The organism is Variovorax sp. DXTD-1 (assembly GCF_003984625.1).
Lineage (GTDB): Bacteria > Pseudomonadota > Gammaproteobacteria > Burkholderiales > Burkholderiaceae_C > Variovorax.
Window position 1 is genome coordinate 145,937 of the sequence record NZ_RWKH01000007.1, and the last position, 17,131, is coordinate 163,067.

A 17,131-nucleotide genomic window follows, 5' to 3' on the forward strand; every position below is an offset into this window, starting at 1 on the left:
ACGTCAATGGATTACGGCCCCCGCCCCGAAGACAGCCGATTCATCCTGAACGCGGTGCTCGACGCGCCTGTGCGGCTCGGCGCACTCGCGCCCTTTGCCGAAGCCGACGAGGCGCTGCAGGCCCAGGTGCTGGAGGAAGCGGCACGCTTCGTGGCCGAGGCGGTCGCGCCATCGAACCGCGGCGGAGACGAGATCGGCTGTCGCTTCGCCGCCGGCGAAGTCACCACGCCGCCAGGCTTTCGCGAGGCCTACCAAGCGCTGGTCGACGGCGGCTGGCCCAGCCTTTCGGCGGCGCCGGAAGACGGCGGCCAGGGCTTGCCGACCGTGCTCGAAGCCGTTCTCTACGAATGGCTGAGCGCAGCAAACCACGGGTTCACCATGGCGCCGGGCCTGCTGCACGGCGCCTACGCTTGCCTCAAACATCACGGCAGCGACGAACTGAAGGCCCGCTATCTCTCGAAGATCGCCAGGGGCGAATGGCTCGCCACCATGTGCCTGACCGAAGCCCACGCAGGCAGCGACCTGGGCCAGGTGCGCACGCGCGCCGTGCCGCAGGCCGACGGCAGCCTGCGGGTGAGCGGCGGCAAGATCTTCATTTCAGGCGGCGAGCACGACCTGACGCCGAACATCGTGCACCTGGTGCTCTGCCGCTTGCCCGATGCGCCCGCGGGACCCAAGGGCCTGTCGCTGGTGCTCGCACCCAAGGTGCTGCTGGACGGCACGCGCAACGCGGTGCATTGCGAACGCATCGAAGAAAAAATGGGCCTGCACGGCAGCCCGACCTGCGTCATGCGCTTCGACGAAGCTGCGGGCTGGCTGGTCGGCGAGCCGGGCCGCGGCCTGGCCGCGATGTTCGTGATGATGAATGCGGCGCGCCTGCACGTGGCGCTGCAGGGCGTCGGCCTGCTCGATGCCGCCTGGCAGAAGGCCGATGCCTACGCCGCGGAGCGCCGCCAGATGCGCGCCCCAGGCGCGTTGCCCGCAACCCGGGGCACCGAAGCCGCCGACCTGATTGCAGAACACCCTGCCGTCCGGCGCATTCTGAACACGCAGCGCGCGTGGGTCGAGGCCGGCCGCACGCTCGCCTACCGCACCGCGCTGATGCTCGACGTGGCCACGCACGATGCCGACGCCAAGGCGCGCGACCGCGCCCAGCGCTGGTGTTCGCTGGTCACCCCGGTTCTGAAGGCCGCCTGCACGCAGCAGGCCTTTCATGGCGCGAGCGAATGCCTGCAGGTGTTCGGCGGCCACGGCTACGTGCGCGAATGGGGCATCGAACAGATCGTGCGCGATGCGCGCGTCACCATGATCTACGAGGGCACGAACGAAATCCAGGCGATCGACCTGCTGGTGCGCAAGGTGCTGCCCGACGCCGGCGCCGCCATGTCGGCCGTGCTGCTTGAACTGCGCGACACGCTCGACGCCTCGCGCGAAGCCGATGCCGACGTGCAGCGCCGGCTCGCGCAGCTGCGCTACCTGGGCACCACCATTGCCATGGCCGCACATGCCAACCCCGTGCTGCCCTACGAAGTGGCCGACGACTACCTGCGCGTGGTGATGCTCACCCTGATGGCCTGGGCCTGGGCGCGCATCGACGCGGCCGAGGCATCCGATGCGGAACGCGCCGCCAGGGCCGGCCCCGCCGCGGCATTCCGGCGCTGGGTGCTGCCCGAGTTCGAGATGCGGCTGGGCATCGTCAAGCGCGCCTGCGAAGCCGTTGCCATGTCGCACGACGCCGCAAAAACTCCCGCTGCATCAAGCTGACGGAAGCCCGGCCGGGCCGGCCGCGGGTTACGCTCGGGCCATGCCTCGTCCATCCAAAAACAGTTCCGCCAAGGCAGAGCCGGCAGCGCCCGGCAACGGCAAGTCCGACCGGCTCGATGCCCGCATGCTCGAAGCCCTGGTCGGCTACAACGCGCGCCGCGCCTGGCTGATCATCAGCGGCGTCTTCGCCGAACGCATGGCGCCTTACGGGCTCAAGCAGATCGACTTTTCGGTGCTCTCGCTGCTGGCGCACAACCCGGGCGCCACGTCGCGCCAGCTGTGCAACACGCTCGACATCCTGCCGCCCAACCTGGTGAGCCTGGTGGCCACGCTGGACAGCCGCGGGCTCATCGAGCGCAAGCCGCATCCGCACGACGGCCGCGCCGTCGGCCTGCATCTCACCGAAGCGGGCGACAAGCTCATTCGCGAGGCCGAGCAGACAGTGACGCAGCTCGAGGCCGATGCCAGCGCACGGCTCACGGCGCGCGAACGCGAAACGCTGATCCGGCTGCTGCAGAAGATATACCTGTAGCCCCCCCGCCTCCGAGAAGCTGCGGCTAGAGGCCGCGCTCCACCATGTCGATCAGGCGCTGCCCGAGCGCGTGGGCCGCTTCGGCGCCGATGCCTTTCAGCGGCCCGTCGATGATCAGCAGTGCCAGCCCGTGCACGGCCGACCAGGCCAGGTATTCGGCATCCGGCCGGTGCGAAGCCTCGAGCGCGCCCACCTCCACGAGCCGGTCGATTGCCGCGCCCAGCAGCTGAAAGGGCCCCATCCCGCTGGCGCCCACGCTCGCCGGGCCCACCTCGCCTTCGGCATCTTCAGACGACACCACGAAAGCCGTGCGAAAAAGCCCGGGCTCGGCCTGCGCGAAACGCAGATAGGCCGTCCCGATGGCCCGCACCTGCGCCCGTGCAAAGTCCAAGGGCGGCTGATCGCGGTGCAGTACCGCCAGTTCCTTTTCCATGGAGACGGCAGCCGCCGAGAGCGCCGCTGCGCGCACCGCCAGCAGCAACTCGCGCCGGCTCGCGAAATGCCGGTACGCCGCGTTCGGCACCACGCCCGCGCGCCGCGTCACCTCGCGCAGCGCCACCGCATCGGGGCCGCCGTCGCGGGCCAGCTCCACGCCCGCTTCGAGCAGCGCCCGTCGCAAGTCGCCATGCCGGTAGGTCCTTCGGGCGGCAGGCGGAACGGGGGCGGACGGAACGACGGGGGGGCTCATCGGAATCTCCATGTGGACAGTGTCCATTATGTCTGCTATTCTTTGTGGACGGTGTACACAAACTAGGTATTCCGTATTCGCGCAGGTCTTCTGCGCACCCTTTCCTCCTCAGTCCAAAGGATCTGCCATGAAAGTCCAGTCTTATCTGTCGTTCGAAGGCCGCTGCGACGAAGCCATCGCGTTCTACAAGAAGGCGCTCGGCGCCGAAGTCGTGCAGCTCATGCGCTACAGCGACGCGCCCGAAATGCCGGCGGGCGAAGCTGAAGCAGGTTGCGCCGGCGGCATGCCGGCCGCCGACAAGGTGATGCACTCCGTCTTGCGCATCGGCGAAACCGAGCTGATGGCTTCCGACGGACGGTGTTCCGGCCAAGCGGAATTCAAGGGCATCATGCTCGCCCTCAGCGCCAGCACAGACGCCGAGGCGCGCCAATGGTTCGACGCGCTGGCCGATGGCGGCCAGGTGATGCAGCCGCTGACGCCGACGTTTTTCAGTTCCAGCTTCGGCATGCTGACCGATCGCTTCGGCATCGGCTGGATGCTGGTGGTGGATTCACAAAAGTAACCGCCGAAAGGAAACACCATGTCTCCCATTCACGCCTACCTCACGTTCGACGGCAACGCAGCCGAAGCCATGCGCTTCTACGAGAAGACGCTCGGCGGCACCATGCAGATGATGATGACCATCGGCGAAGCGCCCGATACCGAGCAGATGCCGGCCGACGTCAAGAAGCGCATCATGCATGCCTCCCTTGCCTACGGCGACGGCATGCTCATGGCCTCCGACACCATGCCCGGCCAGACCTACGAAGGCATGAAGGGCTTCGGCGTTGCGCTGACCCTGGAGACCGTCGCCGAAGCGCGCCGCGTGTTCGACGCCTTCGCCGAAGGTGGCACCGTCTCCATGCCCTTCGAGAAGACCTTCTGGGTCGAGGGCTTCGGCATGGTGACCGACCGCTTCGGCACGCCGTGGCTCATCAACGGCGGCAAGCCGCTGGTCTGAAACCACCTCACTCGCAAACTGCAGGGAATCATTCTTCATGACCGACACACTCGACAACAACCGGAAGCGCTGGCTCGCATTGATGGTGCTGTGCCTCGGCGTGCTGATGATCGTGCTGGACACCACGATCGTGAACGTGGCGCTGCCTTCGATCCGCACCGACCTGGGCTTCACCGAGACCTCGCTGGTCTGGGTGGTAAACGCCTACATGCTGACCTTCGGCGGCTTCCTGCTGCTGGGCGGGCGGCTTGGCGACCTGTATGGGCACCGCAGGCTCTTCCTCATCGGCCTCGTGCTCTTCACGCTCGCATCGCTCGCCTGCGGCATTGCCAACTCGCAGGGCGTGCTGATTGCGGCGCGCGCGGTGCAGGGGCTGGGCGGCGCGGTGGTTTCGGCCGTCTCGCTCTCGCTCATCATGAACCTGTTCACCGAACCGGCCGACCGCGCGAAGGCGATGGGCGTGTACGGCTTTGTCTGCGCGGGCGGCGGCAGCATCGGCGTGCTGCTGGGCGGGCTTCTCACGAGCTCGCTGAGCTGGCACTGGATCTTTCTGGTGAACCTGCCGATCGGCGTGGCGGTGTATGCGCTGTGCGTGGCGCTGCTGCCCAACGCGCGCGGCCAGGCGCACGGCGAAAAGCTCGACGTGGCGGGCGCCGTCACCGTCACGCTGTCGCTCATGCTCGCGGTCTACGGCGTGGTCAACGGCAACGAAGCCGGCTGGGGTTCCACGCAAACGCTGGGCCTGCTCGGCGCCGCCGTGGTGCTGCTCGCGATCTTCATCACCATCAAGGCGCGCGTGCAGCACCCGCTGATGCCGCTGGGCCTCTTCCGCCTGCGCAGCGTGTCGGTCGCCAACGTGGTGGGCGTGCTGTGGGCGGCGGCAATGTTTGCGTGGTTCTTCATTTCCGCGCTGTACATGCAGCTGGTGCTGAACTACACGCCAATGCAGATCGGCCTTGCCTTCCTGCCGGCCAACATCATCATGGCGGTGTTCTCGCTCGGCCTCTCGGCCAGGCTGGTGATGCGCTTCGGCATCCGCAAGCCGCTCGCGGCCGGGCTGTGGCTCGCGGCCATCGGCCTTGCGCTCTTCGCGCGTGCGCCCGTCAACGGCAGCTTTGTCGTCGACGTGCTGCCCGGGATGATGCTGCTCGGCCTGGGTGCCGGCATGGCGTTCAACCCGGTGCTGCTCGCGGCCATGAGCGAGGTCGACCCGGCCGATTCGGGCCTGGCCTCGGGCGTGGTCAACACCGCCTTCATGATGGGCGGCGCGCTCGGGCTCGCCGTGCTGGCCAGTGCCGCCGCGGCTCGCACCGGCTCGATGCAGGCAGCCGGGGCGCAGCTGCCTCTTGCCCTCACCGGTGGCTACAACCTTGCGTTTCTTGTCGGCGCCGTGTTTGCGGCGGTGGCGGGACTGCTCGGCGCCTTGCTGCTTCGCACCGCATCTCCGGGGTCGACCCAGAACGACAAGAACAACAGCAACAACGAAGAGGCCGCGGCATCCGCAAGCACGGCAAACCGTGCGGCGGCGTCTTGAGGGCACGCCCGTTCGGCGGCCCGCTTTTCTTTTCTACTTTCCGTTTCTTTCAAGGAGACTTTCAATGGCTCGCTATGTCGATGGCTTTCTTGTTCCCGTTCCCTCGAACAACGTCGAGGCATATCGCAAGCTGGCGCGCAAGGCCGGCAAGATCTGGATGGAATACGGCGCGCTCGAATACATGGAATGCATTGCCGACGATGTGAAGCCCGGCAAGTTCACTTCGTTTCCGCAGAGCGTGAAGCAGAAGGCGGACGAAACCGTGGCCTTCTCGTGGATCGTCTACAAGTCGCGCAAGCACCGCGACACGGTCAACGCCAAGATCATGGCCGACCCGCGCATTGCCGCAATGGACCCGAAGACCATGCCCTTCGATGCGAAGCGGATGATCTTCGGTGGGTTCAAGTCGATCGTCGAGTTCTGACCGGGCGCGCCGGGCTCAGGCAAGAAACCCGTCGTAGACGAGCTTGAGCCCGGTCAGCAGCATGCCGAGGTACAGGAAGCGGTAGAACCACGTGGCGCTGATGCGCCGCGCAATGCGAATGCCGACCCACACGCCGAGCGGCGCAAGAGGCATCAGCACCGCCGAGGTGGCCAGGGTGCGCAGGTCGATGAGTCCGAGCCAGGCGTACGGAATCCACTTGCTCAGGTTCACCACGAAGAAGAAGTAGGCCATCGTCGCCGTGAACGCCACCGGCTTGAGCCGCAGCGGAATCACGTAGGCATTGATCGGCGGCCCGCCGGCGTGCGCGATGAAGCTCGTGAAGCCCGACACCGCGGTGAGCGCCGCGCCGACCGCGCGCGAAGGCAGCGGATCGTCGGGCTTGGGCGGAAACACCAGCCGCTGTGCAAGGAACAGCAGCGTGAACACGCCGACGATACCCGCCACGGTATGGGCCGAAAGCGTTCGGAACAGCAGCGTACCTATCACCGTGCCGAGCAGCCCGAACGGAACCAGGAACTTGAGCAGCGCCCGGTCGAAGTCGCGCCGGAAGGCGGCAATCCCCAGCAAGTCCATCAACAGCAGCAGCGGCATCAGGATGGCCGCGGCCTGCGGCACCGTGACCGCGAGCGCCATCAGCGGCACCGCAAGCGAGCCGAAGCCGGCGCCGAACCCGCTCTTGCTGATGCCGAGCAACAGCACGGCCGGAACGGCAACCGCATAGAAATGCGGATCGGTGATGACAGGAAAGAGCATGGAAGACTGCGCAGAAAAAGGTCCGCTGCCGTGTGGCGGCGCAGAAAAAAGCCCGCCGTGTGGCGGGCCGTGCAAGCGTAGCAGGACGCCGCCGGCCCCGCAGGATTCTTCGGCCACCTGCGCAAACGTGTGCGTAAACGCACAGCCGCGCCGGCCGCGGCTGCGCACACTGGAACCGCAACCGCCGCACTCCGCGGCGGGCCTTCAACTTCCTCAAGGATCTGCCATGAACACCCAGGCCGTAGCCGCCGATTCCGCGCGTGCGCCGATCGCATCTTCGTTCGCTTCTCCCTCGCCCGCCACGCTGGACGATTCCGGCAAGCTGCTGCTGCGGGTGGCCATCGGCGTGCTCGTGCTGCTGCACGGCATTTTCAAGATTTCGGCCGGCGTGGGCTTTGTCAGCGCCATTCTGGTGAAGGCCGGCCTGCCGGGCGGGCTGGCCTACCTGGTGTACGTGGGCGAGATCGCGGCGCCGCTGCTCATGATTGCCGGCTTCTGGACCCGCGCCGCCGCCGGCGTGGTCGTCATCAACATGCTCGCGGCCTTCGGCCTGGTGCACATGACCGACCTGTTCGCCCTGACCAAGCAAGGGGGCTGGGCGCTCGAACTGCAGGGCCTGTACCTGTTCGGCGCGCTGGCCGTGGTGCTGCTGGGCGCGGGCCGCTTCAGCCTGGCGGGCCTGCGCGGCCGCTGGAACTGAGCCGGCCAAGCCGCCGGCTCAACCCGCGTCGCCGCGCACTTGCGACACCATGCGCTCGAGCCGCGCGGCGTCGGCCACCAGCAGGGCCTTGCCGTCCTTGCGCAGCACGCCGCTGCGCACCAGCACATTGAGTTCGCGCGTCACCTGCTCGCGGTTGGTGCTGATCTGGCTGGCCAGGGCCGCGTGCTTGGGCGCCGGATCGAGCCTCGACTGGTTGCTTTCCACGCCCGCGATTCGTGCGAGCCGCAGCAATTCGGCATGCAAGCGGTTCTGCACACCCAGCGTGCTCAGGTCGATCACGCGTTCCGACAGCTGTCGCACCAATGATGCGAGCCGCTGCATCACGCGCTCGGCCACCAGCGGCTCGTCGCGCAGCAGGGCCATGAAGGAAAGCCTGTCGAGGCTGGCGAGCACGCTGGGTTCGAGCGTGACCACATCGGCGGAGCGCGGCCCGCCGTCGATGGCGGCAATGTCGCCGAAGTGCTCGCCGGCTTCCGAATCCCTGAAGGTGACCTGCCGGCCGTTGGCTGAATAAGTGGTGACCCGCACCCGCCCCGAGACCAGCAGGAACACGTCGCCTTGCTGTTCGGCGCGCAGCAGCAACGGCTTGCCGGCCTCCACGCTGTGCCACAGGCACTGCTGCGCGACCAGGTCCAGGCGCTGGTCGGAAAGCCCCTCGAGCAGCGCGATGCGGCGCAGCGCAAGGCTGGAACGGAGAGTGGTCGAAGGAGTAGTTGGGGCCATGCCGGGTGAGAGGGGCGCGCGCATTATGCTCGGGTGCCCCTTCGAACCCGTTCATGGACAGACGTTCCCCCCAAGCCCCTTTTTTGCCGAGACTGCCGACCCGGCGCAATCTCCGCTGGGCAAGCGGGCTCGTGCTGATGGCCTATGTGACGGCGCATTTGCTCAACCATTCGCTGGGCATCGTCTCCTTTGCCGCGGCCGAAACGGTGCTGCGCGGCGTGCAGCACTTCTGGCACAGCCTGCCGGGCACGCTGCTGCTGTACGGCGCCGCGACCGTTCACCTGGCGCTTGCCGGGGCCGCGCTGTGGGAGCGCCGCACGCTGCGCATGCCCCCGCTCGAAGGCCTGCGCATACTGCTGGGCTTCGCGCTGCCGCTGCTGCTGATCGCCCACCTGACGGCCATGCGCGGCGCCTACCAGGCCTACGGCATCGAAGGCTCGTATGCGCGCGTCGTCTGGGGACGGTGGAACCTGCCGGGCGCCACGGCGCAGCTCGCCATGATGTTCGCGGCCTGGACGCACGGCTGCATCGGCATGCACTTTGCGCTGCGGGCACGGCCGAGCTACCGCCGCTTCTCCCATCTGCTGCTTGCCCTTGCAGTCGTGCTGCCCCTTGCCGCGGCGATGGGTTTCGTCTCCATGGGACGCGAGTTCCAGTGGACAGGCGTACCGCCCGCAGTGGTGCCGAACGCTGCCCAGGGCCGCACGCTCGACGCCGTGGAAACCGGCATCGAGGTCTTCTACGCACTTGGCCTGGCCGCCCTGCTGGCAGCGTTTGGAGCGCGCCACTGGCTGGCGCGCCGGCCGTGCGGGCTTTCGGTTTCGCTGCGTTACCCCGGACGCACCGTGCAGGTGCCGCGCGGCTGGAGCGTGCTGGAGGCGAGCCGCTCGCACGGCATCGCCCATCTTTCGGTGTGCGGCGGACGGGCGCGCTGCTCGACATGCCGCGTGCGCGTGCTCGGCCCCGCCGAACACATCGGCGAACCGGGCCGTGACGAGCAGCGAACGCTTGAGCGCGTGCGTGCGCCCGGCGACGTGCGGCTGGCCTGCCAGCTGCGGCCCCGCGGCGACATCGAGGTCACTCCGCTGTTCGCCCCGCCACCCAACAGCGGCCGGCCGGCGCCAGTCAGCAGCTTCGGCCGCGAGCGCGACGTGGCCATTCTGTTCGTGGACCTGCGGCGCTGGTCGGGCCTGTCGGAGCGGCAATGGCCGTTCGACCTGGCCTATGTGCTCGACCGCTACTTTGCGACGGTGGGTGCGGCCGTGCGAGAAAGCGGCGGCGTGCCCAACCAGTTCATCGGCGACAGCGTGATGGCGATCTTCGGGCTCGAGACCGACCTGCCCACCGCGTGCCGCCAGGCGCTGCGCGCGACCGAGCTCATCGGCGAGCGCATGGACGCCTGGAGCGAAGGCTTCGAGGCGCAATTCGGCCAGCGGCTGGACTTTGGCATGGGCCTGCACGCCGGGCGTGCGGCGGTGGGCGAAGTGGGCTACCTCGACACGACCACCTTCACCGCCATCGGCGAAGTGGTCAACACGGCAAGCCGGCTGCAGGACCATTCCAAGGCCGCCGCATCGAGGCTGGTGGTTTCGTTGTTCGCGGCGCAGCAGGCCGGCCTGGCGCACGCCGCGGAGCAGGTCGACACGCTGGTGGTGCGTGGGCGCTCCGAGCCGCTTGCGGTGATCTGTTCGCAGCCCGTCCTCTTGGCAACGCCCCTGTAGCAATTGCCAAAAGCGGTGCGCAAACGCACAGCGCGGGCTGCGGAGCAGTTTCACACTGCATCTGTGGCAACGACGAATGTCCGCCGACCACACCACTTTCAGCCTAGGGGACTCTCATCATGAACACGAAGCAACTCATCGCCGTTTCCGCCGCCGCACTCGCCATGCTGGGCGCCGCGGGTGCACATGCCGAAACCTACGAAGGCGTGCAGGCCCTCACGTCGTACGCCAACCGTGCGGACGTGCAGGCCGAAGCCGTGGCGGCTGCGCGCGGCGGCAACACGTATTCGGACAGCGCCGCGGAAGGCGTGGTGGCCGTCCAATCCACGCTCGACCGCAATGCGGTGCGCGCCCAGGCCGTGGCCGCCGCGCACGATCCGCTGCAAAGCCTGGATCGCCGTGCCTTCTATCGCGACCAGGTGCCATCGGCTTACAGCAAGCCTGCCGTTTCGTTCACGCAGCAAGCCGGCCTGTAAGGCAACCGCTCAGGCCCGCGCCACCTTCACGGTGGCCGCGCCAGCGAATTCTTCGATGGCATAGCGCACCGGCAGAAAGCGCTCGATCACCGCGCAATTGGTTCGCGTGTGCTCGGTCACCTGGCTGCAGGTGAAGGCGGCCGCATCGCCGCTTTGCCATGCAGCCAGGCCCAGCAGCAGCGCCAGCTGGTCGGCCAGATGCGGCCCCACGGCCGCCTGGCTCTTCTGGAAGTCGCGCAGCTCCCTCACCAGCGCATGCGCCACCTGCTCTGCGCTCAGCGTCTTTTCGCCGAAGGCCGTGAAGACCTCGGTCACGTGCTCGTAGGCCAGCGTGGCGAGCAGCGCGTTGCCCGGCCCTTCGTTCTGCCGCGCCGTGCCGACGCGCAGTTGCTCGCCCGACCAGCCCATCGCCTTGCCCAGTGTTTCCAGCTCGCGCGTGGCAATGTGCCGTGCGAGCCCCGGCGCCAGGCACTCGGCATGGCCCGACAGCAATGCGCCGCGCTCTATCAGGTCGAAGGGCTTCAGCCCGTCGGCCGACGGAACGATGGTCGCGTCGACCTCGCCGCCGCCGGCGGGATAAAAGCCGCAGCGGCGCAGCACCAGTTGCAGGTCCGCGCCCAGGCGGCGCACCAGCGGCGCAAAGGCCCGCTCCAGAAAGTGGAACGGCGGCGCCATTGGGTTGTGCGTGCCGCCGCGCAGCTGCACGCGGCTCGGCGTGCCGGCCAGCAGCAGCGGCGGCAGTACCGTTTGAAGCACCAGCATGCAGCTGCCCGCGCTCGCAATCGTGAAGCTGTAGTCGCCCGCACGCACCGGACCGGGCACGAAGCGCAGCGATTGCGATCCGAGCTCGGCCCCTTCGACCTGCGCGCCGCTGATTTCGGCCGCGGCGTGAACGCAGGCGAGGTGCTGGCGCATCAGGCCCGGCTTGGCGCGGCCCGCGCGAATCTTCTCGATGGCAACGGGCTGGCCCGTTGTCACCGACAACGCGAGGCTGGTGCGCAGGATCTGGCCGCCGCCCTCGCCCTGCGAGCCGTCGAGTTCAATCATGCGCGGCCTCCGTTCTTCACTGCGGACGCGGCCGCGTCGAAGCGCAGCACGGTCTCGCAGAGAAACGCATCGAGCCCTGCACCCTCGGCCTGCGGCAGCGGTGTGACAGGTTCGGCTGCATTGGCCACCAGTTCGCCTTCGATGAACGCGTGAATGCCCGGCCAGCGCGGGCTGGTGGCGGCTTCTCCGGCGCGCATCTTCACTTCGAGCAGCGCGTTGATTTCTTCGATCAGCGCGGAATCGCGCACGGGGTCGAGCGTTTTCTGCGCGAGGTCGGCAAAGCGCATCGGCGGCACGCCGGGCTGCGTGCGGATCCATCGCGCGGCCAGCAGCGGGCGCAGCACATAGAGGTATTTCTTGTAGCGCACCTCTTCCGCCTGCAGGTGCTCGCGGAAGTTCTTCTTTGCCATCGAAGCGTAGTGATGCCAGCCACGCGCGTTGGAAAACACGGCCTCCGAGAGCGCACGAAAACGCGGCATGGCCGCCTCGTCTTCACGGTACACCACCGGCGAGCGCAGCCACTCGAGCAGCGTGGGGTTCGACTCGCGCATGAGGCCCAGCGCCTTGCGCAGGTCCCATCCGTTCACGTCGAGGTCGCCACTGATCGGCAGCTCGATCACGTCACGCTGCGGGGTAACCGTGAGGTACCACGGCAGGCGGTTCACGTAGATGAAGCGCACGTCATAGTCGCTGTCGGGCGAGGCAAAGCCCCAGCCGCGGCTATCGGATTCGCAGGCGAACAGCACCGTGACGTCATGGCGCGTTTCGATGTCGCGCAGGGCATCCATGATCTGCACGCGCATGGCGGGATCGATGGGGTGCGCCGAGCGCAGGAATTCTTGTTCTTTGTTGCTCATGAATAAAAACTTCTTCTTGCCGCCGGATTTTTTCATTCATCCGATCGGGCACGGGTGACAGCCACTTTGCCGGCGCCGTCGAGTTCAAAAACGTCCAGGTCGTTGGCCAGGAACGCGTTGCCGCTGTAGTGGGCCTGGGTTTCCGCCATCAGCGCCGCCATCCCCTCTTCGTTCTGGTGGCGCGGACTCAGGTGCGTCAGCACCAGGTTGGGCACTTTGGCGGATTGCGCAAACTCGGCCACCAAGCGCGCGGAGCTGTGCATGGGCCCGGCGCCAACCTTGTCGAGCGCCTCCTGCGTGTAGGTGGCCTCGTGCACCAACAGTTGCGCACCTTCACAGGCCGTGCGCAGCATTGCGGGCTCGGCGTTGTCGCCTCCCAGCACGGCGCTTGCGGTGTCGATCTGCGTCTCTGCAAAGTCGGCACTGCGCAGCATCGCGCCGTTGAAAGGCACGTCTTCGCCGTTCTGCAGCGCGCGCCATGCGGGCCCGGGCGGCAGGCCGGCCGCACGCAAGGCGTCGGCCTTGAGTCGCACGCGCCGGGTTTGCACCTGCACGCGGTAGGCGTGGCTCGGCACCCGGTGGCGCAGCACATGGCGCTCGATGCGAAGGCCCGGGGCTTCGTGGACCAGCGCCTCGGCGCCGAGATCCATATGCTCGACCTCGTACGGCAGATGCAGGTCCGTCAACCGGCGCGTCGCCTCGAACCACTGCCACACCGGCAGCGGCGCAATCAGCTTCAGCGGCCTGGTGCGCTTGCCCATGCCCGCGCTCGCGAGCAGACCCGGCAGGCCGTAGCAATGGTCGCCGTGCACATGCGTGATGCAGACAGCAGTCATGTCGTGCAGCGACAGCGGCGTTTTCTGCAGGCGGTGCTGCGTGCCTTCGCCGCAATCGACAAGGAACCAGTCGGCACCGAGCACGGTCTGCACCGCAAGGCCGGAGACGTTGCGCTGGCGCGTGGGTGTGCCTGAGGACGTACCCAGAAAAGTGAGTTTCAACATCATGGCCGTAGCTCCGCCAGACGGCGCAGCGCCTTGGCTGCAGCGTCCGCCGCCTCGCGCTCCCAAACACGATGGTTCTGCCCGCTTGGGCGGGCGGCCACCAAAGCCTCCAGTTGTGCAATCTGTTCGGGACCGCCCCAGCATCCCATGACCTCGATGGCCACCACACGCAGGCTGCGCCACTTGCTTTGCAAGGCCGCCTCTATCTGAGCCAATGCAGCAGCGTCAGGCTTTTCGGCAGCAAGCGCGCGCAACCGGGCCACCTCGTCGCCCAGCAGGTTCGCGCCTTCGTTCCGAAGCGCCGCATCGCGCAGGGCCCGGCGGGCCTGCCGGCATGCACGGCATCGAACCGCGTGGCTGTACACCGAGCCCTGCGCGACTTCGTGCCACCACTTCTGTTGCTTGGCCGTCCACACCTCTTTGGCGCCGCAATCACGGCAGGTGTAGGCCTGATCGAGATAGAAATCCGGCACTTCGCCAAAGGTGGTGTTGTAGTGCGCAAGCCGCGACTTGTCGGCCATGGCCATGCCCGGCACGAGACCGCCCGCCGACAGCTGGCGGGCGTCTTGCGTACGCAGTTGCACCTTCAGCGCGGCGGCGCGTTCGAGGCGGTGCGCCTTGATTTCGGCGCGGCGTTGCTTGTTGCTTTTCATTGTTTATTTACTCGATTGCCGTTGCACACGCCCTCCGTCCTCGGACCAGCGCGGGCTTCTAACCCTTCACGCAAACCACCTGCTTGAGCGTGTAAACCACCTCCACCAGGTCTTTCTGCGCTTCCATCACCGCATCGATGTCCTTGTAGGCCATTGGAATTTCGTCGATCACGTCGGCGTCCTTGCGGCATTCCACACCCTCGGTCGCGGCGATTTGGTCGGCGATGGTGAAGAGCTTCTTCGCCTTGGTGCGGCTCATCTTGCGGCCTGCGCCGTGGCTGCAGCTCATGAAGCTCTCGGGGTTGCCCTTTCCGCGCACGATGTAGCTCTTGGCACCCATGCTGCCGGGGATGATCCCGAGTTCGCCGGCCTTGGCGCTCACCGCGCCCTTGCGCGTGACGAGCACGTCTTCGCCGAAGTGCGTTTCGCGGCTCACGTAGTTGTGGTGGCAGTTCACCGCTTCCACATGCGCCTCGAACGGCTTGGCGATGACCTTGCGCGCGGCCGCGACCACGCGCTGCATCATCACCTCGCGGTTGGCACGCGCGAACTTCTGGGCCCAGCCCACCGCGCGCACGTAGTCGCCGAAGTACTTGGCGCCTTCCTCGAAGTACGCCAGGTCCTGGTCGGGCAGGTTGCGCTGGTGCAGCTCGGCGTCCTTCTTCGCGAGTTCGATGAAGTGCGTGCCGATGGCATTGCCCACGCCGCGCGAACCCGAGTGCAGCATGAACCACACGGCACCCGCCTCGTCGAGGCACACCTCGATGAAGTGGTTGCCGGTACCCAGCGTGCCCAGGTGCTTGTGGTTGTTGGTGTTCTTCAGGCGCGGGTAGTCCTCGCAGATCAGGTCGAACTCATCCACCAGCCTGGCCCAGGCCGCATCGGTTTCATCGGGCGGCGTTTCCCACGAGCCCTTGTCGCGGCCCATGCGCTTGGGGTTCGATCCGTGCGGCACGGCCTTCTCGATCGCAGAACGCAGCGGTCCCAGGTTATCGGGCAGGTCGCGTGCGTTGAGCGTGGTCTTGCAGGCCATCATTCCGCAGCCGATGTCCACGCCCACTGCGGCGGGAATGATGGCCTTGAAGGTCGGGATCACCGAGCCCACGGTCGCGCCGATGCCGTAGTGCACGTCGGGCATGGCCGCGATGTGCTTGAACACGATGGGCAGGCGCGCCGCGTTCTCGAGCTGCTTCTGCGCCTCGTCTTCCACAGGCACGCCGTTCGTCCACATTTTTACAGGGACGCCGTTGGCTACTTCATGCAGTTTGTAGTTCTGTTCCATTTTTCTCTCTCCAATCTATTCTTCACGACTGTGTGATTCAAGCGCCGGATTCGATATCCGCACTTGCCATAAAAAAGCAGCGACAAGAATCGGCGAAACGTCGTGCTCTACCACTGAGCTACGGTCTTGCGACCGGCGGGATTCGAACCCGCGACCACGAGATTAAGAGTCTGTAGTTCCGCCAGCATTCGCTGCAAAAAACCTCATCCCCGTTCGGCGACCAACAATCGATGCGAGGAAGAACATGGTTGGATGTACTCGCATCTGCATTCGCCGAACGACGACATTCAAATCATTTCGAGCCGGGCACCACGGGCCGAAGCCCGCGGCGCCCTTTTCTCTTTTCTTCTCTCAGATCGAAGTCGCTTCGATCACACCCACCCAGTGGTCGGCGCCCAGGCCGCCCGCGGAATACACCGCCAGCAGCTTGAACACTTCGTCGCTGAAGCCGCCGATGTTCAGCACATCGCCGCGCTCCTGCGCCTGGGTGGTCGCATAGGGCTGGATGTCGATGCACACCAGCCGCGCCTTGGGATTGCGCTGCTTGAACGCCTCCCACTCCTGCATGGTCGCCGTACCTCGGCCACGTGCACGGTCGGCCCACGATTCGTTGTCCGACACCAGCACCACCAGGTCCGCCTGCGCCTTCTCCTTGTTCAGCAGCGCCAGCGGCGCGCTGCACGAGGTACCGCCGCCGCCCACCGCCGCCAGCTTGGCTGCGTTGGTCATTACCGAATCGCGCGGATTCAGCTCCAGCGACACCACCTTCGTCTCGAAGGGCAGCACACGCGCACCCGCATTGCGGCGCAGCACGGCGGCAGCCACCAGCGCGGCCACGTCGATGCAGCGCACCGCTGTGGTCGCAGAACCGCGGTGGCCCGTCACCGGCGAGCTCATGGAGCCCGACACGTCGGGGCACACCACCACGCGGCCCTCGAGCACCGGCACATTGGCCAGCGCGAGTTCCATCGCGTCCTGCAGCGCTTCCTTCACTGCCACCGGCACCTCGGCGCCGGTTGCGGTGTAGGCCGCCATCAGCTGGTACGGCAGCACGCGCGCCTTGGCCACGGCCTGCGGGTCGCGCAGCTTGGCAGCCACCGCTTCCGCGAGGCCGGGCAGCTCGAACACGCCGTGGCGCGCAAAGGTGTTCAGGTTCTGACGCACCATCTGCCACGATCCGCGCTGCGCGATCTGCGCCCAGGCTTGGGCGTCCAGCTCCAGCGCGGTCAGCATCTGGAACGGCACGTCGGGCACCTCTTGCGTACGGTCGCGCTTGAAGCGTTCGAAGGCCTGCGTCACCGGAGGCAGCGCCTCCAGCGCATACGGACGATCGATCAGCCATGCGAACCATGCGGCGCGCCAGGCTTCGGCGGGCTTCGGGTGAACCATCTTCACCACGTCGGCCAGCGAGGGCGTGTTGCCCACGGCAGCGTTGAGCAGCTGCGCCTCGGTTGCTTCGAGCAGCCATTGCTGCACGAGCTTCTTCGGACGCGTGCCGAGCGACTTGCGGCCCACCGCGCCGGAACGCAGCATCTGCACGAAGTTGCGCAGCATCTTGCCGTTGTCGACCACGCGGCCGAACACCTTGGCAAGCAGTGCTACGTCGCGCACCGCCAGCGTGGCGGCCAGCAGCGCAGGCATGTCCTTCATGTGGCCGGCGCGGCGTGCGTACACGGCCGTCTTGGCGACGAACACCGGATCGACTTCGCGGGCCAGTGCCAGCACGGTGTCGAGCTGGTCCTGCGCTTGCGCATAGAAGGTGCTGTTCAGGCAGCCGGTGGCCGCGAGCTGCGCCAGCTGGTGCTTTGGCGACAGCGCGTACGCTGCGCCGCCCGCTTCGTTGAGCGTGTTGGCCGAAGGCAGCAGCGCGCCGCGCAGGGTCTGGAAGAGTTGAAGGTTGGCCATGTGACTTCTCCTTGTGGCGTTCTTTTTGT

18 protein-coding genes are annotated in these 17,131 nt (G+C 67.0%); 9 read left to right on the forward strand and 9 right to left on the reverse strand.

All coding sequences use genetic code 11. The features are described from left to right. Nucleotides 1-6: 6 nt before the first annotated feature. Together EJI00_RS08865 and EJI00_RS08870 are read left to right on the forward strand one after the other, a co-directional pair. Entirely contained in the window at nucleotides 7-1,764 is a 1,758-nt protein-coding gene (locus EJI00_RS08865; RefSeq protein ID WP_126747084.1) for an acyl-CoA dehydrogenase family protein, read from the forward strand. A gap of 40 nt (nucleotides 1,765-1,804) precedes the next feature. Further along, complete coding sequence (locus EJI00_RS08870; RefSeq protein ID WP_126747085.1) at nucleotides 1,805-2,296, forward strand: MarR family winged helix-turn-helix transcriptional regulator; 492 nt, start codon at nucleotides 1,805-1,807, stop codon at nucleotides 2,294-2,296. A 25-nt stretch (nucleotides 2,297-2,321) separates the two neighbouring features. Here EJI00_RS08870 and EJI00_RS08875 read toward each other — a convergent pair whose 3' ends face one another. After that, nucleotides 2,322-2,984 (reverse strand): TetR/AcrR family transcriptional regulator, encoded by a 663-nt coding sequence (locus tag EJI00_RS08875; RefSeq protein ID WP_126747086.1) that lies wholly within the window; start codon nucleotides 2,982-2,984, stop codon nucleotides 2,322-2,324. Between the two features lie 127 nt (nucleotides 2,985-3,111). Here EJI00_RS08875 and EJI00_RS08880 point away from each other — a divergent pair, with 127 nt between their 5' ends. The 4 genes from EJI00_RS08880 (at nucleotide 3,112) to EJI00_RS08895 (ending at nucleotide 5,942) form a co-directional block, all read left to right on the forward strand. Next, entirely contained in the window at nucleotides 3,112-3,546 is a 435-nt protein-coding gene (locus EJI00_RS08880) for a VOC family protein (protein ID WP_126747087.1), read from the forward strand. 18 nt (nucleotides 3,547-3,564) lie between these two features. Then, nucleotides 3,565-3,984, forward strand: coding sequence for a VOC family protein (locus EJI00_RS08885; protein ID WP_093016673.1), 420 nt, complete (start codon nucleotides 3,565-3,567; stop codon nucleotides 3,982-3,984). Between the two features lie 37 nt (nucleotides 3,985-4,021). Beyond that, nucleotides 4,022-5,518 carry a DHA2 family efflux MFS transporter permease subunit gene (locus EJI00_RS08890; protein ID WP_126747088.1) on the forward strand — a complete coding sequence of 499 codons (1,497 nt, stop codon included), beginning with the start codon at nucleotides 4,022-4,024 and terminating at the stop codon, nucleotides 5,516-5,518. 64 nt (nucleotides 5,519-5,582) lie between these two features. After that, a complete protein-coding gene (locus EJI00_RS08895) occupies nucleotides 5,583-5,942 on the forward strand; it encodes a DUF1428 domain-containing protein (protein ID WP_126747089.1) in 360 nt (119 codons plus the stop codon). Nucleotides 5,943-5,957: 15 nt separating this feature from the next. Here the strand turns inward: EJI00_RS08895 and EJI00_RS08900 are convergent, their stop codons facing one another. Beyond that, nucleotides 5,958-6,716, reverse strand: coding sequence for a sulfite exporter TauE/SafE family protein (locus EJI00_RS08900; protein ID WP_126747090.1), 759 nt, complete (start codon nucleotides 6,714-6,716; stop codon nucleotides 5,958-5,960). A gap of 226 nt (nucleotides 6,717-6,942) precedes the next feature. Here EJI00_RS08900 and EJI00_RS08905 point away from each other — a divergent pair, with 226 nt between their 5' ends. Further along, complete coding sequence (locus EJI00_RS08905) at nucleotides 6,943-7,416, forward strand: DoxX family protein (protein WP_126747091.1); 474 nt, start codon at nucleotides 6,943-6,945, stop codon at nucleotides 7,414-7,416. Nucleotides 7,417-7,434: 18 nt separating this feature from the next. Here EJI00_RS08905 and EJI00_RS08910 read toward each other — a convergent pair whose 3' ends face one another. Next, nucleotides 7,435-8,184: a Crp/Fnr family transcriptional regulator gene (locus EJI00_RS08910; protein WP_126747092.1), complete on the reverse strand. Its 750-nt coding sequence runs from the start codon at nucleotides 8,182-8,184 to the stop codon at nucleotides 7,435-7,437. A gap of 29 nt (nucleotides 8,185-8,213) precedes the next feature. On the opposite strand from EJI00_RS08910, the gene EJI00_RS08915 reads away from it, so the two are divergent. Both EJI00_RS08915 and EJI00_RS08920 read left to right on the forward strand, forming a co-directional pair. Further along, nucleotides 8,214-9,881 carry an adenylate/guanylate cyclase domain-containing protein gene (locus EJI00_RS08915; RefSeq protein ID WP_126747093.1) on the forward strand — a complete coding sequence of 556 codons (1,668 nt, stop codon included), beginning with the start codon at nucleotides 8,214-8,216 and terminating at the stop codon, nucleotides 9,879-9,881. A gap of 119 nt (nucleotides 9,882-10,000) precedes the next feature. Further along, complete coding sequence (locus EJI00_RS08920; RefSeq protein ID WP_126747094.1) at nucleotides 10,001-10,357, forward strand: alpha/beta hydrolase; 357 nt, start codon at nucleotides 10,001-10,003, stop codon at nucleotides 10,355-10,357. A 9-nt stretch (nucleotides 10,358-10,366) separates the two neighbouring features. Here the strand turns inward: EJI00_RS08920 and rtcA are convergent, their stop codons facing one another. The 6 genes from rtcA to EJI00_RS08950 all read right to left on the reverse strand — a co-directional run bounded on the left by rtcA (nucleotide 10,367) and on the right by EJI00_RS08950 (nucleotide 17,102). Then, nucleotides 10,367-11,404 (reverse strand): RNA 3'-terminal phosphate cyclase, encoded by a 1,038-nt coding sequence (gene rtcA / locus EJI00_RS08925; protein WP_126747095.1) that lies wholly within the window; start codon nucleotides 11,402-11,404, stop codon nucleotides 10,367-10,369. Beyond that, the gene (locus tag EJI00_RS08930) at nucleotides 11,401-12,261 is read right to left on the reverse strand and encodes a nucleotidyltransferase domain-containing protein (protein WP_126747096.1); all 861 of its coding nucleotides are present in this window, start codon (nucleotides 12,259-12,261) and stop codon (nucleotides 11,401-11,403) included. Before EJI00_RS08930 ends, rtcA begins: the two co-directional genes overlap by 4 nt. Before the next feature lie 32 nt (nucleotides 12,262-12,293). Continuing rightward, nucleotides 12,294-13,265: a ribonuclease Z gene (locus EJI00_RS08935; protein ID WP_126747097.1), complete on the reverse strand. Its 972-nt coding sequence runs from the start codon at nucleotides 13,263-13,265 to the stop codon at nucleotides 12,294-12,296. Beyond that, nucleotides 13,262-13,915, reverse strand: a complete 654-nt coding sequence (locus EJI00_RS08940) for a zinc-ribbon domain containing protein (protein ID WP_126747098.1) — start codon at nucleotides 13,913-13,915, stop codon at nucleotides 13,262-13,264. The genes EJI00_RS08935 and EJI00_RS08940 overlap by 4 nt, the downstream gene beginning before the upstream one ends. A 58-nt stretch (nucleotides 13,916-13,973) precedes the next feature. Then, complete coding sequence (locus tag EJI00_RS08945) at nucleotides 13,974-15,197, reverse strand: RtcB family protein (protein ID WP_126747099.1); 1,224 nt, start codon at nucleotides 15,195-15,197, stop codon at nucleotides 13,974-13,976. Nucleotides 15,198-15,548: 351 nt separating this feature from the next. After that, entirely contained in the window at nucleotides 15,549-17,102 is a 1,554-nt protein-coding gene (locus EJI00_RS08950; protein ID WP_126747100.1) for a vWA domain-containing protein, read from the reverse strand. Nucleotides 17,103-17,131 lie beyond the last annotated feature (29 nt).

What these genes read in the sequence shown, in the direction of transcription:
- EJI00_RS08935 (WP_126747097.1), bottom strand. Translation starts at nt 13,265, where the DNA reads ATGATGTTGAAACTCACTTTTCTGGGTACGTCCTCAGGCACACCCACG.
- EJI00_RS08945 (WP_126747099.1), bottom strand. Translation starts at nt 15,197, where the DNA reads ATGGAACAGAACTACAAACTGCATGAAGTAGCCAACGGCGTCCCTGTA.
- EJI00_RS08870 (WP_126747085.1), top strand. Translation starts at nt 1,805, where the DNA reads ATGCCTCGTCCATCCAAAAACAGTTCCGCCAAGGCAGAGCCGGCAGCG.
- EJI00_RS08930 (WP_126747096.1), bottom strand. Translation starts at nt 12,261, where the DNA reads ATGAGCAACAAAGAACAAGAATTCCTGCGCTCGGCGCACCCCATCGAT.
- EJI00_RS08940 (WP_126747098.1), bottom strand. Translation starts at nt 13,915, where the DNA reads ATGAAAAGCAACAAGCAACGCCGCGCCGAAATCAAGGCGCACCGCCTC.
- EJI00_RS08865 (WP_126747084.1), top strand. Translation starts at nt 7, where the DNA reads ATGGATTACGGCCCCCGCCCCGAAGACAGCCGATTCATCCTGAACGCG.
- EJI00_RS08880 (WP_126747087.1), top strand. Translation starts at nt 3,112, where the DNA reads ATGAAAGTCCAGTCTTATCTGTCGTTCGAAGGCCGCTGCGACGAAGCC.
- EJI00_RS08900 (WP_126747090.1), bottom strand. Translation starts at nt 6,716, where the DNA reads ATGCTCTTTCCTGTCATCACCGATCCGCATTTCTATGCGGTTGCCGTT.
- EJI00_RS08915 (WP_126747093.1), top strand. Translation starts at nt 8,214, where the DNA reads ATGGACAGACGTTCCCCCCAAGCCCCTTTTTTGCCGAGACTGCCGACC.
- EJI00_RS08875 (WP_126747086.1), bottom strand. Translation starts at nt 2,984, where the DNA reads ATGAGCCCCCCCGTCGTTCCGTCCGCCCCCGTTCCGCCTGCCGCCCGA.
- EJI00_RS08950 (WP_126747100.1), bottom strand. Translation starts at nt 17,102, where the DNA reads ATGGCCAACCTTCAACTCTTCCAGACCCTGCGCGGCGCGCTGCTGCCT.
- EJI00_RS08885 (WP_093016673.1), top strand. Translation starts at nt 3,565, where the DNA reads ATGTCTCCCATTCACGCCTACCTCACGTTCGACGGCAACGCAGCCGAA.
- EJI00_RS08890 (WP_126747088.1), top strand. Translation starts at nt 4,022, where the DNA reads ATGACCGACACACTCGACAACAACCGGAAGCGCTGGCTCGCATTGATG.
- EJI00_RS08905 (WP_126747091.1), top strand. Translation starts at nt 6,943, where the DNA reads ATGAACACCCAGGCCGTAGCCGCCGATTCCGCGCGTGCGCCGATCGCA.
- EJI00_RS08895 (WP_126747089.1), top strand. Translation starts at nt 5,583, where the DNA reads ATGGCTCGCTATGTCGATGGCTTTCTTGTTCCCGTTCCCTCGAACAAC.
- EJI00_RS08910 (WP_126747092.1), bottom strand. Translation starts at nt 8,184, where the DNA reads ATGCGCGCGCCCCTCTCACCCGGCATGGCCCCAACTACTCCTTCGACC.
- EJI00_RS08920 (WP_126747094.1), top strand. Translation starts at nt 10,001, where the DNA reads ATGAACACGAAGCAACTCATCGCCGTTTCCGCCGCCGCACTCGCCATG.
- rtcA (WP_126747095.1), bottom strand. Translation starts at nt 11,404, where the DNA reads ATGATTGAACTCGACGGCTCGCAGGGCGAGGGCGGCGGCCAGATCCTG.